The following is an 18734-nucleotide window of genomic DNA, read 5'->3' as shown; positions in this document are numbered from 1 at the left end:
TCGAGCCGCTACCCTCGGGGCATGCGCCGAATCCTCGTCCTCCCGCTCGTGCTCGCCGCCGGCCTCATCCTGGCGGGCTGCTCGCAGGTGACGCAGATGGCGGGCGATGCTCTCGGCGTCGACGTGCAGGCTGCCTGCACCACCATCGACGACGCGTACGGGCAGTACCAGACGCTGCTCGATCAGGGGGAGCTGTCGGCCGAGCAGGCGGATGCCGCGCGCGACGACCTGGTCGCCTCCCTCAACGGGCTGGCCGAGAACACCGACGGTCAGCTGGGCGACCTCATCCGCTCGGGTGCGGAGAAGATCGGCGGGATGACAGACCTGCAGGCGCCCGAGACCGTCGAGGCGATCGAGCAGCTCAAGAACTCCGCCTCCGCCTTCTGCGGCTGACCGCGAGAGGTGCTCGCCGATCGCATCGGTGTCAAGGGGCGTGCCACTGCGCCTGCACCGTCGTAGCGTCGGACCGACATGGACGCCGTCCCGCATGCGCGGAGCCTGCGGCGTCTGCCCACGGGAAGGAACGCACATGAGTGGTGGAAGCGACGACATCCGCACCGACCGGAACGACATCAGCACGGAGCCGGGCCCGGGTGCAGAGGAGAACGACAACCTCGGCGCCGAGGACGGCAAGGGGAACCCGCCCACGGTGGTCCCGAGCGACGGAGGCGACACCGACGACGCCGATGTCCTCGCGGAAGACCCCGAAGACGGCTGACCGCGCTCCTGGCCGACGCCTCAGTTGAGACGTTCGGTCAGGTGGACGGTGACCTCGTCGCCGTCCGTTCGTCCGATGCGCCGGCGGATCGCGACGGTGACAGGCAGCTTGTGCGTGCCGTCGCCGAGAGCCATGAACGCCCCGCGGAACGGCTCACCGTCGACGGTCCCGGCGACCTTGACGAGTCCGCGAGTCCCGAAGATCGTCGCCGACTCGGGGAGTTGGACGCAGGTCCAGGTGTCGCCTTCGCGCACCTTGCCGAGGACGGCGGTGAAAGTGATGTCGAGTGGCGTGCTCATGGCGTTCTCCTGTTTCCCGAGTTCAGACGAAGAGGTCGATGATGGCCCCGATGACGGTGAGCTTGATCACCCAGTCGAGCAGGTGGACGGCCGCCACGGAAGGCGCGGTGTTCTCGTGCACGACGCCGCCCAGGAGCAGGATCAGTGGCAGTACCGAGAGCGCGAGGCCGAGCAGCGCGCCGGCGGCGGCACCGTGCCAGGACGCGGCGACCATCAGCCCGGCGACGAGGCCGGACGCGAGAAGGCTGCGCAGCACGACCGAACCCATCTGGGCGGCGACCGAGAGACCGGGCCGCGGGGTGCTCGTGCGAGTGACCAGAGCCGAGACCGGCGGGAGAGCGTAGAGGACGGCGCTGGCGATGAACGAGACGACGGTGGCGATGGCGATGCCCCAGATGATCATGGCCGCTCCTTCTTTAGTACTGGTTAGTACTGCTGATGTTCAGGGTAGATCGTGGTTTTAGGACTGTCAAGTACTAAACTCGGATCATGAGCACCGACCTCCCCGCCCGCGGGCGTCCGTCCGGCCTCACCGGTGCGGAGTTGATCGCCGTCGCGCGCGATGTCTTCCTCCAACACGGCTACCGGGGTGCATCCATGGACGAGGTCGCCAAGCGTGCTCGCATCTCGAAGGCGTCGCTCTACCGCGAGCACTCCTCGAAGAGGACGCTGTACGCCTCCGTCGTGCACCACTGGACGCTGGCCGGTCGCGATGCGATGCGCCCCGCCCTCGATCGGCTGCGTGCGAGCGAAGACCTCCGCGCGGGTCTCATCGAACTCGCCGAGACGATGCAGGCCGGCATCCTGAGCCCTCCGGTGGTGGCGATGCGCAGGCTCGTGACGGCCGAGGCGCGCGAGCAGGCGCAGGTGGCGGCCACCTACCTGGAGGAGAGCTGGAACACCAACATCCAGAACCTCGCCGATGCGCTGAGCGCGCTCGCGGCCGAGGGGCGGCTCCGCCTCGCCGATCCCCGCGCCGCCGCTGAACAGTTCACCTGGCTGGTGATCGGTGCACCGCTGAACGCCCGCATGCTCGGCGACGAGGAGAAGTCGGCTGACGTGGCGGGCTCTGTCGACCTCTTCCTCGCCGGCTACGGTCCGCGTGATGGCCGGAACGACCACGCCCTACGCGCGCGGTGACCACGAGGCGCCCACCCGAAACCCGCCGCTCTGCTACGGTCAAGCCCATGACCGTCCCGATCGCAGAGCAGCAGTCGATCGTCACCTCGCGGCGACGTCCACGATTCCGGCTGGTCATCATCCTCGTGTTCGGAGTCCTCGTCGTCCCGTTCGCGGTCTCGGCCGCCTTCAATAGCTACGGCCCGCTCACCGAGGAGAGCGCGATCCGGATGGCCTTCGCGACGGTCGTGGGGCAGGTGATCGCCGTCCTGAGCGGGTTCGCGGTCATCGGACTCGCCGTGCAGCGGCGGTACGACATCCCGAAGATCGTGCTCCTCCTTGTCGTGGCCGTTGTGATCACCGTCAACGCCTTCGCCGTCGCCGGATCGGCCGGTGACCTGCTGCTGTCCCGACTCGACCTGATCGCCGAGACGAATCTGCTCAACCAGTAACCGCGGGCGAGCGCAGGCTAAGGCGCCCCGGACCGTCGCGACGGATCCGAGGCGCCGACCGGCTAGGCCGTGACCTGCGAGGCGGGGGAGCCCGCCCGCCGCGCGACCGTCGGCGTCGCCCGCCGCATCGCATAGGCCCAGGTGGCGAGACCCAGGAGCGGACCCCAGAGCCAGAACGGGAACATCAGAAGCACGTACACGGAGTTCTCCACGTTCCCCACTCCCTCCAGAGCGAATTGGATGCCGGCGGCCGTGAACAGGACGCTGACGAGGCTCGCCGGGACGATGGCCAGCCCGGGCGGCACCGATCGCCCGCCGAGTCCCGCGAGGAAGCGGGGGAACCGCTCGCCCCAGGGCAGGATCAGGCCCAGGGTGAGCACGCCTCCGGTGAGCATGGCTGCGCCGAGCGCAAGACCGAGCACGCGGACCGAGGGGTCTGCGGCGAACATCTCCGCGCTTCCGCCGAACAGCGGCCAGGGCGTCAGCCAGCTCGCGCGGGCGAACGCGTAGGGGAGAGCGCACGCGGCCGCCACGATCGTGATTGCGCGGCGGTGCCGGAGCACCTCGCGCGCGAATCGGCTTCGTCTGGATGACGGGTCGGCGATCATCCAGATCAGCAGCCCGGCGGCCGCGGCGACATGGGCGAGCGCGAGACCGGCCTGCGGGAGGATCATGCCGTAGCTGCCCAGGATCTGGGGGACGAGCGGCCCGGCCCCGAGCCCGATGGCGGCGTAAGCGAGGGCGCCGACGACCACAGCGGCGACCAGGAGGCCGACCAGCGGACGGCGCAGCACGGTGAGGACGATGAGGACCAGGGCGCCGACGATGACCATCATCGCGAAGGTGTAACCCGCCGCGGCGATCACGCCTCCGGGCATCGTGACGGCGAGGAGCCCCCCGGCCACGAGGCCGACCGTGTGCAGGAGCCACCGCGGCACGGCGCGGTTCGCGAGGTCACGAGTCGCCAGTGCGGACACGGATACGAGGAGCGCAGCGAGCGCCCCCGTGAGGGCGAGCGCGAGTTCGACCCCGTGGCCGAGGTTGCCGATCAGGCTCGAGGGCAGTGCGTCGGTGCCGGGGGTGAGCATCCTCACGAGGCTGGTGACGGTCACGGCCAGGGCGCCGACAGCGGCGGCGAGGAGGACGATGATGCGTGTGGGAATGGACATGCTTCCACGCTAGGAACGCGTTCCGCCGCCGACTTCAACCGCAGGGGTCATCCTCCTCACCCGCAGGAGTGAACCTGCCGGCGCAGAGCGGTCAGCGTCCCGGGCGGAGCAGACCGTTCTCGTACGCCCAGATGACGACGTGCACCCGATCGGGAACGCCGAGCTTCGCGAGCACGGCCTTCACATGCGTCTTCACCGTGTTCGCCGAGAGGAACAGCTTGCGCGCGATGTCGTCGTTCGAGGCGCCGGTGGCGAGAGCGCGGGCGACCTCCTGCTCGCGAGGGCTGAGGGCGGCGAGAGCCGATGCCGGATCCGTTCCGGGGGCGCCGTCACGGACGAAGCCGATCAGTGCTTCGGTGGCGCGCGGCGACATCACCGACTCGCCGGCAGCCACCGCGACCGCGGCATCCGCGAGTTCCGCCGGGCTGGCGTCCTTGGTGAGGAAGCCACTCGCCCCCTCGCGGATCGCGGCATACACGTACTCGTCCAGGTCGAAGGTGGTGAGGATCAGGACCCGGGTGGCGGGCCGGAGCCGCAGCACCTCCCGGGTGGCGGCGATGCCGTCCATCCCCGGCATCCGGATGTCCATCAGGACCACGTCGACGGCATGAGCGCGCACATGCTCGATCGCTGCTTCGCCGGACGAGGCGGTGGCGACGTCCGACAGGCGCGGATCGCGCGAGAGCATCAGCGCGATGGCGGTGCGGAACAACTCCTGGTCATCGACGATGAGTACGCGGAGGGTCATCCGTTGCTCCTCTCGGTCGGAAGATCCACCGTGACGATCCATCCCCGCGAATCCCGTCCGTGCGCGGTGAGCGTGCCGCCGGCGAGCCGCACCCGCTCGGTGATCCCGACCAGGCCCACACCGCTGCCGAGATCGGTCACGACCGGCCCCGACCCGCCGTCATCGCGCACCGTGGCATGCACGGAGTCGGGTCGCCAGTCGAGGCTCACCTCGATCTTCACCGGGGAGGCGTTGTGTCGGACGGAGTTCGTGAGCGCCTCGCGCACCGCATGATGCAGTGCCAGCGCAGCGTCGGCGCGAAGCGGAGCCCTGGTGCCCGACTCGCTCAGCCGCACGTCGGTCGAGGGAGTGCGCACGCCCTCGACGAGCTCCTCCAGGGAGTCGACGGTGGGCAACGGCTGGCGCGGGGCATCGTCGGCGACGACCGAACGCATTCCGCGCAGAGCCTCACGGCCGGTGTCCACGACGATCCCGAGAGCAGCGTCACTCCGGTCGGGGTCCTCGGCGCGCACCGTGCGGGCGACCTCGGCCTGCGCGATCATCACCGTCATCGAGTGCGCGACGATGTCGTGCAGGTCGCGGTTGATCCGTCCGCGCTCATCCGCGATCGCCTGCGAGACGCGCGCCGCCATCCGCTCCTCGGCCTGGTCGCGCCGCACCCGCAGGACCAGCCCCAGCGCCCAGGCCGCCGCGATCGCGCCGCTGAGTCCGAGGAACGCCCCGAGGCGGAGCTCCGGATCGTCGAGTCGAAGCTCGGTGAAGGCGATGAGGCCGGCGCCGAAGATGCCGCCCGCCAGTGCCAGCACTCGCACGGTCGTGCCGGTCTGCGCGGCGACCTGGCCGATGACCAGCAGGTAGGCCGCGGCCGAGGGGAGGAAGGCTCCGGATGCCGCGCGGATGCCCGGGACGAGCACGAGAGCGCACATGACCGCGTTCGCGATCACGAGGGCGACGACCGGATGCCGCACGGCGAGCAGCGTCGTGAGGTGCAGCACCACGTACAGGGCGATCATGAGCGCGAGGACCCAGGGCTCGGGTCGGGTGGCGGGTTCGGTGAGGATCGCGATGCTCGACGGCAGCAGGATCACGAGGGCGATGAGCGCCACGATGACGTCGACACGCAGCCAGGCGTGCCGACGGGGACTCGCGACAGAGGCCTCGGACCGCATCGCCCTCATGCTCTCACGCGGTTTCCCGCGGCCGGATCACCCGTCCGGGTGAGGTGAGAGGGGACTGTTACGAGGATCGGGAGGGCGCTACGATCGGCAACCACCGGCGGAGGGCCGGTCCCGGTTCGGCGCGAGGGGGCCACATGAACCGCATTACTGCTGCACCTCGGCGCGGTCCGCTGCTCGTGGCGGTGGTGCTCGCTGCGGTCCTCGGAGCCGGTGCGATCGCCTCGTCACCGGCCGTGGCGGCACCGAGCATCCGGGGCCCCGTTCCCGCGCTGCTGGCGCCGACCGACCTGGAGACAGGCGACCCGGAGCCGCCGGACGACACTCCGGTTCCGGACGGGCTGGACGAGCCGTCGCCTGTTCCGGATGAGACCGTCGTCGAGTTCCCACCCCCTCCTGCTCCGAATCTGATTCCGAACGCCAACACCGTGCGGATGGCGTGGGTCGGGACGCCCGCCCAGCGACCGGCCGACAGCGCGCTGCTCACACTTCAGGCGGCGATCACCGCGGCACCGGCGGACGGGGTCGTCTCCTTCGTTCCCAGCGACTACGCCTTCACCGGAGCGCTCACAGTCACGCGCGCGGTGACGCTCGACACCAGCGCCGCTTCCACGCTGTACACCCGGTTCACCGTCAGCGCCGGGGGACTGCAACTCGCCGACGATGTCACGGTGGGGGTTGCATCGACAGGGGCCACCATCTCGGTCACGGGCGCCGATGTCGCGATCCGAGAGGTGGCCGTGCGGAATCCGAATGCGGTCGCGAGGCCCACCGGCATCCAGGTGGGGGCGGGGCTGACGGGCATCGTCATCGACGGTTTCACGATGGATGGCGGCGGGGTCGTCTCGTCGTACGGCATCAATCTGACGACGGGATCGGCCACGATCACGGATGCCGAGGTCAGCGGTGTGGCGACCGGCGTCGCGGTGACCGCGGCATCGACCGCCGGCGGGATCGTCGTCACCGGGGGCAGCTTCACCTCCGCGACCGCGGGTATCTCACTGGGGGCTGCGACGGCTCCGCAGGTCTCGGGAGTCGAGGTCACCGGCACCGCCGGCACCGGTACCGGGATCGATCTGGCGAACTCGAACGGAGCACGCGTCGAACTCGTGAGCGTGGACGGCTTCGCCCGCGGCATCGGCACCGCCACGACCAACGCATCGGCCGGTGCGACCATCACCGACGCGACCATCACCGGAGCCAGCCGCGAGGGCATCGCGCTCGGCGCCACGACCGGAGCGAGCATCGTCCGCGCGGACATCACGGGCACGGGTGCCGTCCAGTCGACGGGCATCCTGACCCTCCGCTCGACGAGCGTCAGGATCGACGCACCGACGATCACCGGGATGATGTACGGCATCACGACGCACGTGGACAACGACGGTGAGGGCCCGGAGATCATCGCCCCGCGGATCACCGCGTTCGGCGGGATCACTCTCGGTTCGACGCAGCGGGCCTCGGTCACGGATCCTGTGCTCGACGCCGGAACGTGGGGCGAGAGCGGCACCGGGATCAACCTCGTCAACGCCGGTCGCGTGACGGTGACAGGCGTGCAGGCGACCGGGTTCCTCTACGCGATCGGTTCGCAGTCGTCGTTCACCCCGGAGTCCGATCGCGCGGACATCAGGATCTCCGATGTCCGCGCCGACGGCGCGCCCGATGCCTCGAGCGGCATCTACCTGCTCGGTGTGACGAACGCGACGATCTCGGATGTCGATGCCGAACTGACCGGCGCGGCGCTCGTCATCCACCAGTCCATCGGTGTGCGCGCGCAGGACATCGTCGTCCACGGCCGCTCCGGTCTGACCCCGGTGACCGGTGCGGCGATCCTCCGGGCATACGGCTCGCAGGATGTCCACGTCGATCGCGCATCCATCGACGCCGGCTCGTACGGGTTCTTCTACTCGGCGACCTCCGGAGCGACGGTGCAGAACGCCACGGTTGCCGGTGTGGTGGAGCGCGCGCTCTACGGTCGCAGCGTTTCGAACCTCGATGTGGGTTCCTCCACCTTCACGGGCAACGCCGCGGTCGGGGCATTCGTGGTGACGACACCCGAGAACGGCATCAGCCACGACATCGTCATCCACGACAACGTCATGACCGACAACGACGGCGGGATCCACGTGCTCCAGGGGACGACGGCCACCCAGGTCGTGCGCAACACGGTGAGCGGCCAGTCCGACGTGGTGACGGCCGGAGGAGCGCACGATCTGCTCGTCGCCGAGAACGACATCGACCACGCGACCGACGGCGTCGGGGTGCGGGTCGCGCCGCTCTGGGAGGACGGCGCGGAGGCGGGGTCGTACTCGTCCTCCGATGTCCGCGTGCGCGACAACGTCTTCACCGGAGTCGGCACATCCGTGGTCGTCGGCACCGCGGATCCGGCCAGTCCCGAAGGGGAGCGGCGGACCCTGCGGGATCCGGTCCTCGTCGTCGGCAACACCTTCGATCCGGACTCCACGGCGGTGCGGACGTTCCCCAATGCCGTCGTCGGTGCGGATGCGGCAGCGGGTGTCGAGCGCTCGCTGCCCGGAGATGGCCCCGTGGCGGTGGATGCCCGCAACCACGACGACCCCAACGACTGGGGCTCCGAGTGCCTGGCGACCGGATACCTGGACGACGCACTGTTCTACGGCGGGGGCGGGGCCGCCGTCTACGAGCTGACGGAGGCGCCGGTCCTCTACCCGATGAACTGCATCGACCTCTCACTCCAGCAGACCCTCGAACTCGACGACGATCAGGTCCTCGCAGCGGGCGACACCCTCACCTGGACTCTCATGCCACAGAACATCGGACCGCGGGCGGCGCCGGCCGGGTGGTCGATCACCCAGCTGCTGCCCGACGGAGTGGAACTCGTGTCGATGTCGGGCGACGGGTACACGGTCGACGGACTCACGGCGACGGCCGCCGAAGAGCTGCCTGCGGGCGCCGACGGGCCGGTGCTGTCGGTCGTCGTCCGGATCGTCTCCGTGCCCGCCGGCACCGAGACGATGCGCAACGTCGCCTACGTCGCACCGGCGGGGATCACCGACCTCGACGGCGATGGGTTCGACGACGTCGTCTTCGAGCAGCTGAACCCGCTCGAGGTGCCGACGATCGACACCGACACCGAGGCATCCGCCACGGACAACGATGCGCAAGGGGTCTGGGCTGTGCGTGCGGGCTCGGATCCGTCGGGAGGTGGAGGCGGCGGTGGTTCCGGTGGCGGAACCGGCGGTGGGCTGGCGTTCACCGGGGCGGATGCGGCACCGGGTCTGGCTGCGGGAGTGCTGCTGCTCCTCGCGGGACTGACGCTGGCGATGCGCCGGAGGCCTCGCGTCTGAGGTCGGGAGCTGTCGGCGCTCGCGTGCCGACTACTCCGCCGACTTCCCCGGGATCTGGAGGGTCTCGGCGACCGTCTCGGCGACGATCCCGCTCGCGCGGACATCGAGGTGGATGCCGTCCGGATGCCGTGTGACGGATCGGCGGGTGACGTCGAACACGTCGATCAGGTCGACCCCCAGCCTGCTCGCGACGGTGCGCACGATCGGGGCCACCTCGTCGGCGATGATCCGCTCGTGGACCCCGCGGCGATTCGGGAACGCGACAGGCGGAGTCAGCAGGAACACGGTCGCTCCGCGCGTGCGGTAGCGCTCCACGAACGCAGCGAGCTGGGTCTCGTAGCGCTCCGCGTTCCAGTTGTCTCCGCGGGCATCGTTCGAGCCGAGCATGACGAGCACGATGTCCGCTCCGGCCTGCAGAGATGCCGCGGCCTGGGGAGTCGCGTCGTACGGCCAGTCGCCTTCCTGTTGCAGCGTGCACCGATTCACGCCGTAGTTGAGCACCTGGTATCCGTCGCCGAGGAGCTGTTCGAGGCGGCCCGGGTAGGACCGGCGACCCCGACCTCGGAACAGCGTCCCTGCACCATAGGTGTTGCTGTCACCGACGGCGGCGATCCGGATCCGGTCTTGCCGGGGGCGGGGCAGCGGCGGGTACATGACGCGTCTGTAGACGACGCCGACGACGGCCGCGAAGGCAGCGACCGACGCCGCGATGGCGGCGAGGGGTTTCCCGGTCATGCGCGCGCCGGTCATCGAGGCGATCTGCCGATCTCGTCACGGATCATCCGTCCATCCTCTCTCAATCGCCGTCTGACGGGGCTGCACGCGGGAGACTATCTCCGACGCCCACACGCACGACAGGAGAACGATGACGACCGTCTTCCCCCGCTCCGTCTCCGTGGTCATCCCGGTGCGGAACGACGCCGTCCTTCTGGAGCACTGCCTCCGCGCTCTTGAGCGGCAGACCCGCCGACCCGACGAGGTCGTGGTCGTCGACAACGGCAGCACGGATGACACGGTGGCCGTCGCCGAGCGGTTCGGTGCACGCGTGGTGACCGAGCCCGTGCAGGGCATTCCTCGGGCCTCGGCGGCGGGCTACGACGCGGCGACCGGCGACATCATCGCGCGATTGGATGCCGATTCGCGCCCGAGGCCCGACTGGATCGAGCGGATCGAGCGGACGTTCCGGAGCCGCGACGGCCTCGACTTCCTCACCGGCGATCCGAGCTTCTACGGCTCCACGCCGCTGGTGCACTGGATGGGGGAGCACCTCTACATCGGCGGCATGTACACGGTGCTCACCCCGCTGCTCGGGCATGCACCGCTGTTCGGCTCGAACATGGCGATGCGCGCCGAGACCTGGCGGATGCTGAGCGGCGAGGTGCACCGCGAGGAGCAGAACATCCACGACGACTTCGACCTGTCGTTCCATGTGCGCCCCGAGATGACCGTGCTGCGGGACCGGAGTCTGGTTGTCGAGGTGTCGGCGCGCCCGTTCCGGGACTGGGCGTCACTCCGGCGTCGGCTGAGCTATGTGCTCCCCACGGTCCGGCTGCATCTGTCGCACGAGCCGCTGCGCGTGCGGCGACGGGCGCGGCGTGAGGCTGATGCGGACGCCCTCCGCGGTTGAGTCAGCCGTCGGCGCGCGCGTAGAGATCGAGCAGATCAGCCGTGAGCTGATGCGGAGTGGTCTCGCTCGGGCTGTGCCCGGTCGCGTAAGCGCGGAAGTCGGCGCCGATGTCGTGGGCGTAGCGTTCATGGGCGGCGAGCGGCCACAGGTCATGCGAGCCGGCGACGACCAGCTTCGGCATGTCCAGTGCCCGCACGCGGCCGCGCACATCGGGTGCGGTCATCATGAGCCCGACGATCTCGTCGACGCTGCGCCTGCTCGTGAGCGCGAACCGGGAGCGGACGAACTCGAGCCTCCGGGGTGGGACGCGGTTCTTGTTCGTCACGATCCCCCAGATCATGAGTCCGGCGCCCCGGCGAGGGCTTGCTATCGGGGCGATCGGGCCCAGCCACTTCATGGTCGCGAAGACGTTGCCGACGCCGGGGGGAGTGGTCAGGAGCGCCAGGGAGAGCACGAGATCGGGGCGACGGACGGCGACCAGCTGCGCGACCGTGCCGGCGAAGGAGTAGCCCAGCAGATGAGCGGGGGTGCCGGCTTCGAGGAAGGCGATGAGGTCGCCGATGAACAGCTCGTATGTGTAGCTCGTGTGCGCCCCGGCGGCATGTGATTCGTACTGTCCGGCGAGGTCGAACGACTGCACGAAGAAGCCCGCCTCCGCCAGGAGCGGCAGCATCAGTGCGAAGTCCTCCTTGGAACCGGTCGCCCCCGGTACCAGGACCACGCGCGGATGCGCGGGATCGCCCAGCGACACCACGGCCAGCTCGCCGCTCGGCGCCGAGAATCGCGAGGCCGTCGACTCGGGCGGCGGCACCGTCCAGTCGACGTCGCCGAGCGCCGCGTCGAGGTCTGCCGGGGCGATGTGCGCCCGTTCACTCCGCGAATCCGTCGACACGCTGAAAAGCTACTCCCCGATGGACCTGCGCAGAAGGATCACGCGCGGGATGAGGCGGATCAGCGGGACGGTGAGAGAAACCCCCGGTCCTGCATCAGCATCGTCCCGGCCAGTGCGCGTGCCGTTTCCCACGGCGTGCCGAACGTCTCCATGCCGACGGTGACGATGGCACCCTCGTAGAGCAGCATCAGGGCCTTCGACATCAGGTCGGGGTCCGCGGCGCCTGCCTCTCGGCACAGCTCGGCGAAGAGGTCGAGCAGCCAGGCCTTCTGACGGGCCACTTCGGGGAAGACCGGGTGGCCGTCGTGGCCGTCGCCGATCTCGGCGCGCGCGTTGATCGCGCTGCACCCCTTGGGGCTGTTCTCGTCTGACCAGGTGATCGCCGCGTCGAACACGGCGAGCACGCGCTCGATGCCGGGCTCGGGCACGCGCGAGAGGTGCTCGGCGACGTGTGTCCGCCATCGTGCATCGCGGTGCTGGAGGTAGGAGACGACCAGCGCCTCCTTGGAGCCGAAGCGGTCGTAGAGGGTCTTCTTGGTGACGCCAGCGGCCTCGGCGATCGTGTCGACGCCCACCGCGTGGATGCCGCGCTCGTAGAAGAGCAGCGACGCCGCGTCGAGCACGCGGGAGGCGCCAGGGGTGAGCGGGGCGAGGTCGGGAACGGGGACGGCCATGACGCCGAGTATACCAACCTGTATAGTCGGAGGAATGGGTATACAGATCGGTATAGTTCGTGTCGGCGTGACGATCGCGGCATCCGTGGCCTTCGTCGTCACCTGGAGCTCCGGATTCCTCGTGCCGGCGATCGCCGCCGTCGAGGTGCCGCCGCTGACGCTGCTCGTCTGGCGCTTCGTTCCCCTCGCTGCGATCCTGCTCGCGATCGTGCTTTTCGCCGGTGCTGCTCGCGGCGTCACGCGGCGCGACCTGGGCCGACAGGCGGTCATCGGACTCTTCGCCCAGTTCGGCTACTGCACGGCGGTGTACATGGCCATCGCCTCGGGCGTCGCCACCGGCACCACGGCGCTGATCGATGCCGTGCAGCCCCTCGTTGTCGCAGCGCTGGTCGGGCCGCTGCTCGGGCTTCGCGTGCGCGCGGCGCAGTGGGCTGGACTCCTGCTCGGGGCCGTGGGGGTCCTGCTGGTCGTGCGCTCGCAGCTCGAGGGTTCCGCGGCGCACCCGATCGCCTACCTGTGGCCGGCCCTCGCGATGGCGTCCCTGATCGTCGCCACGTTCCTCCAGCGCCGCTCCGAACCGCGGACGAGCACCCTGGTGACGCTGACCATCCACGTCACGGTGACCGCTGCCGCCCTCGTGCCGGTCGCCGCAGTCTTCGGTGCGCTCGCGCCGCCGGCATCCGCATCGTTCTGGATCGCCGCCGGATTCGCCGCTGTCTTCCCGACGCTCGCGGCCTACGGGCTCTACTGGTGGTTGCTGCGCCGGGTCGGCATCACCGCTCTGAATGCGCTGCTCTTCCTGATCGCTCCGACGACCGCGCTGGCCGGAGCGCTGCTGCTGGGTGAGCCGCTCACGGTGCTCACCGTCCTCGGCTTCGCCCTCTGCGCCGGCGGTGTGGCCGCGGTGCTCGTGAGCGAGACGCGCGCCGTGCATAACTCCTCAGAATCGTCGGGAGATTCGCGATCCGGGGCTCTGGGGGCGGTTTCGCGCGCGTTCATCGAGGGGTTGTGAACACCCTCCGATAGTTGCGCTTTCGCAACTATCGGAGTATGGTTGACCTCGATCAACTTTCTACGCAGGAGCGTTACCCCCGTGCCAAACACCACATCCTCAGCACCCGAAGCCACCCGCTCGGCCCGCGAGGTCTTCACCGCGATCTCCGGACTCGTCGTCGGCATGTTCGTCGCCGTGCTCTCGGGCACCGTCGTGTCGACCTCGATGCCGGTCATCATCGCCGACCTCGGCGGCACCCAGTCCCAGTACACCTGGGTCATCACCGCGAGCCTTCTGGCCACCGCCGTCTCGACCCCCATCTGGGGCAAGCTCGCCGACCTCGTCGACCGCAAGGTCCTCGTGCAGATCTCGCTCATCCTCTTCACGGTCGGCACCGTGATCGCCGGCTTCTCGACCGACACGAACATGCTCATCGCGGTTCGCGTCATCCAGGGCATCGGCGTCGGCGGCCTGATGTCGCTCGTCATGATCGCCGTGGCCCTCATCATCTCCCCGCGTGAGCGCGGCAAGTACATGGGCGTCGTCGGCGGCATCATGGCCCTCGGCACCATCGGCGGCCCGCTGCTCGGCGGACTCCTCACCGACGTGTGGGGCTGGCGCTCCAACTTCTTCGTCGGCGTGCCGTTCGCGATCCTCGCCCTCGTCCTGCTGCAGTTCACGCTGCACCTGCCCAAGCCGCAGCGCGACAGCAAGGTCTCGATCGACTACTTCGGCATCGTGCTCCTCGCGGTCGGCGTCTCGACCCTGCTCATCTGGGTCTCGATGGGCGGCAGCCAGTTCGACTGGGACTCCTCGACGAGCATCATGCTCGCCGTCATCGCCGGAGTCGCGATCGCCGCCTTCATCACGGTCGAGTTCTTCGTCAAGGAACCGATCGTGCCGATGTCGCTGTTCCGCAACCGCACCTTCACCCTCTCGGTCATCGCCTCGATCGCCATCGGCGTCTCGATGTTCGCGACCTCGGTGTTCCTCGCGCAGTACTTCCAGCTGGCTCGTGGCGCCACGCCCACCGAGTCGGGCCTGATGACCATCCCGATGATCATCGGCCAGATGGGCGCGTCGATCATCATCGGCCAGCTCGTGAGCCGCTTCGGCAAGTGGAAGGGCTGGATGCTGACGGGCTCGGTTCTCGCCACCATCGGCGTCAGTCTGATGGCCACCCTGCGCTACGACACCCCGTTCCCGCTGGTCGCCGTCTATATGTTCATCCTCGGTGCGGGCCTCGGCATGGTCATGCAGAACCTCACGCTCATCGTGCAGAACGACACCGCGCCGCAGCAGCTGGGCGCCGCGTCGTCGAACGTGAACTTCTTCCGCACGATCGCCGGCACCATCGGCGTCACCGTGATGGGCGCGATGCTGTCGACCAGCGTCGCGTCGTACATCACCGACTCGCTCAAGGGCTTCACGCCGACGACGCCCGCCGAGGTCGATGCGCTCAAGCACCTCGCCTCGGGTGACGTGCCGAAGGTCGGACAGCTGCCCGACACGATCCGCACGATCGTCGAGGGCGCCTACGGCCACGGCATCGCCGACTCGTTCATCATCGCCATCCCGCTCGCGGTGATCGCCATCATCGCGATCGCGTTCATCAAGAACAAGCCGCTGTCGACGAAGAACGCCGCCGAGCAGATGCTCGAGCAGGCGGAGGAATCCGTCATCGAGGTCTCCGAGGCCGAGGTCGGCGCGTCGCTCTCCACCGGGGCCATCCGGCTCGGAGGTGCGGAGTCCGCGTCGCCCGCGACCGGTTCGGTGCGCGTCCTCGAACGCGAAGATCGGGACCAGGAGCGCTGAGATGCTCGCCCCCGAAGCGGTCGAGCCGGCAGATGTCGACAGCGCGCTCGGTGACCTCCAGGCGCACCTGAACCTCATCTTCGCGAGGACCAGGTCGCTGTGGAAGGAGTCTGCAGCTCGGGTGCACCCCGAGCTGCAGGTGGCCGGGTACAAGCTGCTGACGTTCATCGCTCGGGCGGGCACCGCGAACGCGCATGAGCTGGCCGAGCGGTTCGAGATGGACAAGTCGGTCATCAGCCGTCAGGTGCGGATGCTGGAGGAGGCAGAGCTTCTCGAGTCCCGGCCGGACGAGCGGGACGGGCGACTGCGGGTGCTGAGCGCGACCCCGTCGGCCTGCGCAGTGCTCGCCGAGGTCCGCCGCGAGTACGGCACCCGCCTGCAGGCCGTCGTCGACGAGCTGACGCCCGCCGAGATCCAGGCCGCGTCCAAGGTGTTCCGACTCCTCGCAGAGGTCTGAGTGAAGCCCCGCTGTCGCGTTCGACAGTGGGGCTTCGCCGTACACTGGCGAGCATGAGCGCCTCGTCCGACGCCCCCGCCGACACCCCCGCATCTCCCTCTGAAGAGGGTCGTCTGAGCGGGGCGGATCTCGACCAGGCCGTCACCAGGGTCGAGCAGGAACTCGGTCGTCTCTTCGCGCGCATCCGCATCAGCTGGCGCGAGGCCGCCGCGACCGTCCACCCCGAACTGCAGCCTCTCGGATACCAGGTGCTCACCTCGATCGCGACCGGCAAGGCGACCTCGGCCGGCGCGATCATCGAGCACCTGCAGACCGACAAGTCAGCGGTGAGCCGTCAGGTGCGCCAGCTCGAGCAGCTCGGACTCGTCGAGAGCGTGCACGACCCGGACGACCGCCGCGCGCGCGTCCTCGTCGCCACCGACCTGGCGCAGGAGCGGATCGCCGTCGCCCGCTCCCGCTACGAGGGCCGCATCGGCGAGCGGCTGCGCAAGTGGACGGCCGCCGACCTCGACCACTTCGCCGACCTGCTCTCCGCCCTCGGCGGCAACTGAGGGGAATACGAGGCTCGCCCCGAGCCTTACCTCCCACTGTGACTCTCTTCGATCCGGCCGTCTTCGGCGCCCTGCAGCTGTCCAATCGCGTCGTCATGGCGCCGCTCACCCGCACCCGCGCGGATGACGACGGCGTGCCCACCGAGGTGATGGCGGAGTACTACCGGCAGCGCGCGGGTCAGGGCCTCATCATCTCCGAGGGCACCTGGCCGGCTGCCGAAGGCAAGTCCTATGCGGGCCAACCGGGCATCGTCACGCCCGCCCAGATCGAGGGGTGGCGGCCCGTCACCGCAGCGGTCCACGAGGCGGGCGGCACGATCGTCATGCAGCTGATGCACGGTGGCCGAGTGGGGCACCCGGAGATCTCCGGGCAGCCGCGCGTGGTCGCCCCGAGCGCGCTCGCCGCACCGGGCCAGACGCACACGCCCGTGGGCAAAGCCGACCTTCCCGTCGCCCACGCGCTCACCTTCGATGAGATCCCCGAGGTCGTCGAGCAGTTCGCGCAGGCCGCACGCAACGCGATCGTCGCCGGCTTCGACGGCGTCGAGGTGCACGGTGCGAACGGCTACCTGGTCCACGAGTTCCTGTCGCCCGTGTCGAACATCCGCGACGACAGCCACGGCGGTTCGCCCGAGAACCGCGCCCGCTTCGCGATCGAGGTCACGGCCGCCGTCGCCGCCGCGGTGGGAGCCGACCGCACCGGCATCCGGCTGTCGCCGCAGCACAACATCCAGGGCGTGCTCGAAGAGGATGACGCAGACGTCCACGCGACCTACGCCGCTGTCGCCCAGGGGCTCGCCCCGCTCGGTCTCGCCTTCATCGACGTGCTCAGCGCCACGCCGACGAGCGAGCTCGTGCAGCACATTCGGCGCACGGCAGGCGCTCCGCTGATCGTCAACACCGGCTTCGGCGTCGCCACGACGCGGGAGGATTCCGAGGCCCTGGTCGCTGACGGATGGGCGGATGCCGTCGCCGCGGGACGCCCCGTGATCGCCAACCCCGACCTGGTCGAGCGCTGGCGTGAGGGGGCGGAGCTCAACGATCCGCGCCCGCAGCTGTTCTACGGGCGCACGGCCGAGGGGTACACCGACTACCCGTCGTTGGAGAGCGTGCGCGCCGGGGTCTGAGGGCTCACCGAGACGCGCCCTCCTCGGCGGCTGCCGCCGAGGCGACCCGGAGACTGACGGCCGTCCACGAGACGGGCGGCAGCTCGACGACCGCGACGCCATCGGCGATGACCAGTGTCTCGTTCTGTCGAAGAGTCACGCGCTCCGGATCGTCGAGCGTGTTCACGGCGTACACGTCATCGTCGCTGAGGGTCCGCGCGGACGCTTCCAGTACCGTGCCGAATTCCGCGACGTCGAAGGAGAGGGTCACCGGGTCGGTCTGCGAGCGGTTGACCATGAACAGGCCGACGCTGCCCGTGGGGGAGTCGAACGTCGTCACGGCATCGACGACCGGCACGCTCCCGTAGGTGTCGGTCTCATACCGGTCGCACTCGATATGAGTGGGGATCGACAGCCCGGTCGCGAGTTCGGAGGTGACGGCGAACGGGAAGAAGGTCGTCTGCTTCCAGGCGATCCCGCCCGGCTCCGTCATGATCGGGGCGATGACGTTGACCAGCTGAGCGAGCGAAGCGCTCGTCACCCTGTCTGCCCGGCGCAGCAGCGAGATGAGGAGGCTGCCCACGACCACGGCGTCCGCCACGGAGTAGGCATCTTCGAGGAGTCTCGGCGCCGTGGGCCAGTTCTGCGCACCGGTGATCTTGTCCACGGTCTCGAACCGGGTGTTGTACCAGACGTTCCACTCGTCGAAGGAGAGGTTCACGACATGGTCGCTGCGCTTCGTCGCTTTGACGTGGTCGACGGTCGCGATCACCGACGAGATGAACTCGTCCATGTCGACGGATGAGGCGAGGAAGCTCCCGAGATCGCCGCCCTTCTCCTCGTAGTACGCGTGGCAGGAGATGTAGTCGATGTCGTCGTACGTGTGGGAGAGGACGACGCGCTCCCATTCGCCGAAGGTGGGCATCGAGCGACTGGAGGAGCCGCAGACGACCAGCTCGAGTGAGGGATCGAACATCCGCATCGCGCGAGCGGTCTGCGCGGCGAGCTTGCCGTAGTCGTCCGCCGAGCGGTGCCCGAGCTGCCACGGGCCGTCCATCTCGTTCCCGAGACACCACATCCGCACGTCGAACGGCTCGGTCCGGCCGTTCGCGGCGCGCTCCGCCGCCCGTGCCGAGCCAGATCGCAGGTTCGTGTACTCCAGGAGATCGAGTGCCTCCAGCGTGCCGCGTGTACCCAGGTTCACGGCGAGCATGAGCTCACTGCCGACGGACTCCAGCCACGAAGCGAACTCGTGCAGCCCCACCTCGTTCGATTCCGTCGAATGCCAGGCGAGGTCGAGCCGGGCGGGACGCTGCGAGCGCGGACCCACACTGTCCTCCCAACGGAACCCGGAGACGAAGTTCCCACCGGGGTAACGGATCGCGCTCACCCCGAGCTCGGACACCAGCGCCTTCACGTCGGAGCGAAATCCCTCGGCGTCGGCGCTCGGGTGCCCGGGCTCGTAGATGCCGTCGTAGACGGATCGGCCCAGATGCTCCACGAAGGAGCCGAAGACACGGCGGTTCACAGCCCCGACCGGAAGCTGAGTGTCGAAGGTCAATCGTGCGGCGGTCATTTCTGCCTTTCGGTCAGGTCTTCACGGTGCTCACGAGCG

The 18734-nt window shown here is 69.3% G+C and carries 20 protein-coding genes; 11 read left to right on the top strand and 9 right to left on the bottom strand.

The window, feature by feature from the left end; all coding sequences use genetic code 11:
- Positions 1-21 precede the first annotated feature (21 nt).
- Positions 22-393 carry a hypothetical protein gene (locus tag BQ2383_RS02080; protein WP_091028623.1) on the top strand — a complete coding sequence of 124 codons (372 nt, stop codon included), beginning with the start codon at positions 22-24 and terminating at the stop codon, positions 391-393.
- 136 nt (positions 394-529) lie between these two features.
- Positions 530-718, top strand: coding sequence for a hypothetical protein (locus BQ2383_RS02075; RefSeq protein ID WP_091028620.1), 189 nt, complete (start codon positions 530-532; stop codon positions 716-718).
- A gap of 20 nt (positions 719-738) precedes the next feature.
- Here the strand turns inward: BQ2383_RS02075 and BQ2383_RS02070 are convergent, their stop codons facing one another.
- On the bottom strand, positions 739-1017 hold the full coding sequence (locus BQ2383_RS02070) for a DUF1905 domain-containing protein (protein ID WP_091028616.1): 279 nt from the start codon (positions 1015-1017) through the stop codon (positions 739-741).
- 22 nt (positions 1018-1039) lie between these two features.
- Positions 1040-1420, bottom strand: a complete 381-nt coding sequence (locus BQ2383_RS02065) for a DUF1761 family protein (RefSeq protein ID WP_091028612.1) — start codon at positions 1418-1420, stop codon at positions 1040-1042.
- 86 nt (positions 1421-1506) lie between these two features.
- Here BQ2383_RS02065 and BQ2383_RS02060 point away from each other — a divergent pair, with 86 nt between their 5' ends.
- Both BQ2383_RS02060 and BQ2383_RS02055 read left to right on the top strand, forming a co-directional pair.
- A complete protein-coding gene (locus tag BQ2383_RS02060; protein WP_091028609.1) occupies positions 1507-2157 on the top strand; it encodes a TetR/AcrR family transcriptional regulator in 651 nt (216 codons plus the stop codon).
- 47 nt (positions 2158-2204) lie between these two features.
- The gene (locus BQ2383_RS02055; protein WP_091028606.1) at positions 2205-2588 is read left to right on the top strand and encodes a hypothetical protein; all 384 of its coding nucleotides are present in this window, start codon (positions 2205-2207) and stop codon (positions 2586-2588) included.
- Positions 2589-2650: 62 nt separating this feature from the next.
- Here the strand turns inward: BQ2383_RS02055 and BQ2383_RS02050 are convergent, their stop codons facing one another.
- The 3 genes from BQ2383_RS02050 to BQ2383_RS02040 all read right to left on the bottom strand — a co-directional run bounded on the left by BQ2383_RS02050 (position 2651) and on the right by BQ2383_RS02040 (position 5674).
- The gene (locus BQ2383_RS02050; protein ID WP_091028602.1) at positions 2651-3757 is read right to left on the bottom strand and encodes a hypothetical protein; all 1107 of its coding nucleotides are present in this window, start codon (positions 3755-3757) and stop codon (positions 2651-2653) included.
- 91 nt (positions 3758-3848) lie between these two features.
- Positions 3849-4505, bottom strand: a complete 657-nt coding sequence (locus BQ2383_RS02045; protein WP_091028600.1) for a response regulator — start codon at positions 4503-4505, stop codon at positions 3849-3851.
- Positions 4502-5674, bottom strand: coding sequence for a sensor histidine kinase (locus tag BQ2383_RS02040; protein ID WP_167381517.1), 1173 nt, complete (start codon positions 5672-5674; stop codon positions 4502-4504). Before BQ2383_RS02040 ends, BQ2383_RS02045 begins: the two co-directional genes overlap by 4 nt.
- A gap of 143 nt (positions 5675-5817) precedes the next feature.
- On the opposite strand from BQ2383_RS02040, the gene BQ2383_RS02035 reads away from it, so the two are divergent.
- Complete coding sequence (locus tag BQ2383_RS02035) at positions 5818-9003, top strand: right-handed parallel beta-helix repeat-containing protein (RefSeq protein WP_091028593.1); 3186 nt, start codon at positions 5818-5820, stop codon at positions 9001-9003.
- Between the two features lie 30 nt (positions 9004-9033).
- Here the strand turns inward: BQ2383_RS02035 and BQ2383_RS02030 are convergent, their stop codons facing one another.
- Complete coding sequence (locus BQ2383_RS02030) at positions 9034-9738, bottom strand: GDSL-type esterase/lipase family protein (RefSeq protein WP_167381516.1); 705 nt, start codon at positions 9736-9738, stop codon at positions 9034-9036.
- 130 nt (positions 9739-9868) lie between these two features.
- Between BQ2383_RS02030 and BQ2383_RS02025 the strand changes: the two genes are divergently transcribed.
- Positions 9869-10630: a glycosyltransferase family 2 protein gene (locus BQ2383_RS02025; RefSeq protein WP_091028585.1), complete on the top strand. Its 762-nt coding sequence runs from the start codon at positions 9869-9871 to the stop codon at positions 10628-10630.
- 1 nt (position 10631) lies between these two features.
- Here BQ2383_RS02025 and BQ2383_RS02020 read toward each other — a convergent pair whose 3' ends face one another.
- Positions 10632-11522: an alpha/beta fold hydrolase gene (locus tag BQ2383_RS02020; protein ID WP_091028577.1), complete on the bottom strand. Its 891-nt coding sequence runs from the start codon at positions 11520-11522 to the stop codon at positions 10632-10634.
- 59 nt (positions 11523-11581) lie between these two features.
- Positions 11582-12196, bottom strand: coding sequence for a TetR/AcrR family transcriptional regulator (locus tag BQ2383_RS02015; protein WP_091028575.1), 615 nt, complete (start codon positions 12194-12196; stop codon positions 11582-11584).
- Between the two features lie 34 nt (positions 12197-12230).
- Here BQ2383_RS02015 and BQ2383_RS02010 point away from each other — a divergent pair, with 34 nt between their 5' ends.
- The 5 genes from BQ2383_RS02010 to BQ2383_RS01990 are packed head-to-tail and all read left to right on the top strand — an operon-like array spanning position 12231 to position 17140.
- Complete coding sequence (locus BQ2383_RS02010) at positions 12231-13208, top strand: DMT family transporter (protein ID WP_244175861.1); 978 nt, start codon at positions 12231-12233, stop codon at positions 13206-13208.
- Between the two features lie 30 nt (positions 13209-13238).
- Entirely contained in the window at positions 13239-15005 is a 1767-nt protein-coding gene (locus tag BQ2383_RS02005) for an MDR family MFS transporter (RefSeq protein ID WP_091028570.1), read from the top strand.
- A gap of 1 nt (position 15006) precedes the next feature.
- Positions 15007-15462, top strand: a complete 456-nt coding sequence (locus tag BQ2383_RS02000) for a MarR family winged helix-turn-helix transcriptional regulator (protein ID WP_091028567.1) — start codon at positions 15007-15009, stop codon at positions 15460-15462.
- Between the two features lie 53 nt (positions 15463-15515).
- Positions 15516-16013, top strand: a complete 498-nt coding sequence (locus BQ2383_RS01995) for a MarR family winged helix-turn-helix transcriptional regulator (RefSeq protein ID WP_091028564.1) — start codon at positions 15516-15518, stop codon at positions 16011-16013.
- Between the two features lie 38 nt (positions 16014-16051).
- Positions 16052-17140 (top strand): alkene reductase, encoded by a 1089-nt coding sequence (locus BQ2383_RS01990; RefSeq protein WP_091028561.1) that lies wholly within the window; start codon positions 16052-16054, stop codon positions 17138-17140.
- A 4-nt stretch (positions 17141-17144) separates the two neighbouring features.
- On the opposite strand, the gene BQ2383_RS01985 is transcribed toward BQ2383_RS01990, so the two are convergent.
- Positions 17145-18695 carry an alpha-N-arabinofuranosidase gene (locus BQ2383_RS01985; protein ID WP_091028557.1) on the bottom strand — a complete coding sequence of 517 codons (1551 nt, stop codon included), beginning with the start codon at positions 18693-18695 and terminating at the stop codon, positions 17145-17147.
- Between the last annotated feature and the right edge of the window lie 39 nt (positions 18696-18734).

This window comes from Microbacterium oxydans (genome assembly GCF_900095745.1).
Lineage (GTDB): Bacteria > Actinomycetota > Actinomycetes > Actinomycetales > Microbacteriaceae > Microbacterium > Microbacterium oxydans_B.
This window is presented reverse-complemented; position numbering and strand designations above follow the sequence as displayed.

Coding starts and splice junctions, on each gene's coding strand:
- BQ2383_RS02080 (WP_091028623.1), top strand. CDS start 22: ATGCGCCGAATCCTCGTCCTCCCGCTCGTGCTCGCCGCCGGCCTCATC.
- BQ2383_RS02075 (WP_091028620.1), top strand. CDS start 530: ATGAGTGGTGGAAGCGACGACATCCGCACCGACCGGAACGACATCAGC.
- BQ2383_RS02070 (WP_091028616.1), bottom strand. CDS start 1,017: ATGAGCACGCCACTCGACATCACTTTCACCGCCGTCCTCGGCAAGGTG.
- BQ2383_RS02065 (WP_091028612.1), bottom strand. CDS start 1,420: ATGATCATCTGGGGCATCGCCATCGCCACCGTCGTCTCGTTCATCGCC.
- BQ2383_RS02060 (WP_091028609.1), top strand. CDS start 1,507: ATGAGCACCGACCTCCCCGCCCGCGGGCGTCCGTCCGGCCTCACCGGT.
- BQ2383_RS02055 (WP_091028606.1), top strand. CDS start 2,205: ATGACCGTCCCGATCGCAGAGCAGCAGTCGATCGTCACCTCGCGGCGA.
- BQ2383_RS02050 (WP_091028602.1), bottom strand. CDS start 3,757: ATGTCCATTCCCACACGCATCATCGTCCTCCTCGCCGCCGCTGTCGGC.
- BQ2383_RS02045 (WP_091028600.1), bottom strand. CDS start 4,505: ATGACCCTCCGCGTACTCATCGTCGATGACCAGGAGTTGTTCCGCACC.
- BQ2383_RS02040 (WP_167381517.1), bottom strand. CDS start 5,674: ATGCGGTCCGAGGCCTCTGTCGCGAGTCCCCGTCGGCACGCCTGGCTG.
- BQ2383_RS02035 (WP_091028593.1), top strand. CDS start 5,818: ATGAACCGCATTACTGCTGCACCTCGGCGCGGTCCGCTGCTCGTGGCG.
- BQ2383_RS02030 (WP_167381516.1), bottom strand. CDS start 9,738: ATGACCGGGAAACCCCTCGCCGCCATCGCGGCGTCGGTCGCTGCCTTC.
- BQ2383_RS02025 (WP_091028585.1), top strand. CDS start 9,869: ATGACGACCGTCTTCCCCCGCTCCGTCTCCGTGGTCATCCCGGTGCGG.
- BQ2383_RS02015 (WP_091028575.1), bottom strand. CDS start 12,196: ATGGCCGTCCCCGTTCCCGACCTCGCCCCGCTCACCCCTGGCGCCTCC.
- BQ2383_RS02010 (WP_244175861.1), top strand. CDS start 12,231: ATGGGTATACAGATCGGTATAGTTCGTGTCGGCGTGACGATCGCGGCA.
- BQ2383_RS02000 (WP_091028567.1), top strand. CDS start 15,007: ATGCTCGCCCCCGAAGCGGTCGAGCCGGCAGATGTCGACAGCGCGCTC.
- BQ2383_RS01995 (WP_091028564.1), top strand. CDS start 15,516: ATGAGCGCCTCGTCCGACGCCCCCGCCGACACCCCCGCATCTCCCTCT.
- BQ2383_RS01985 (WP_091028557.1), bottom strand. CDS start 18,695: ATGACCGCCGCACGATTGACCTTCGACACTCAGCTTCCGGTCGGGGCT.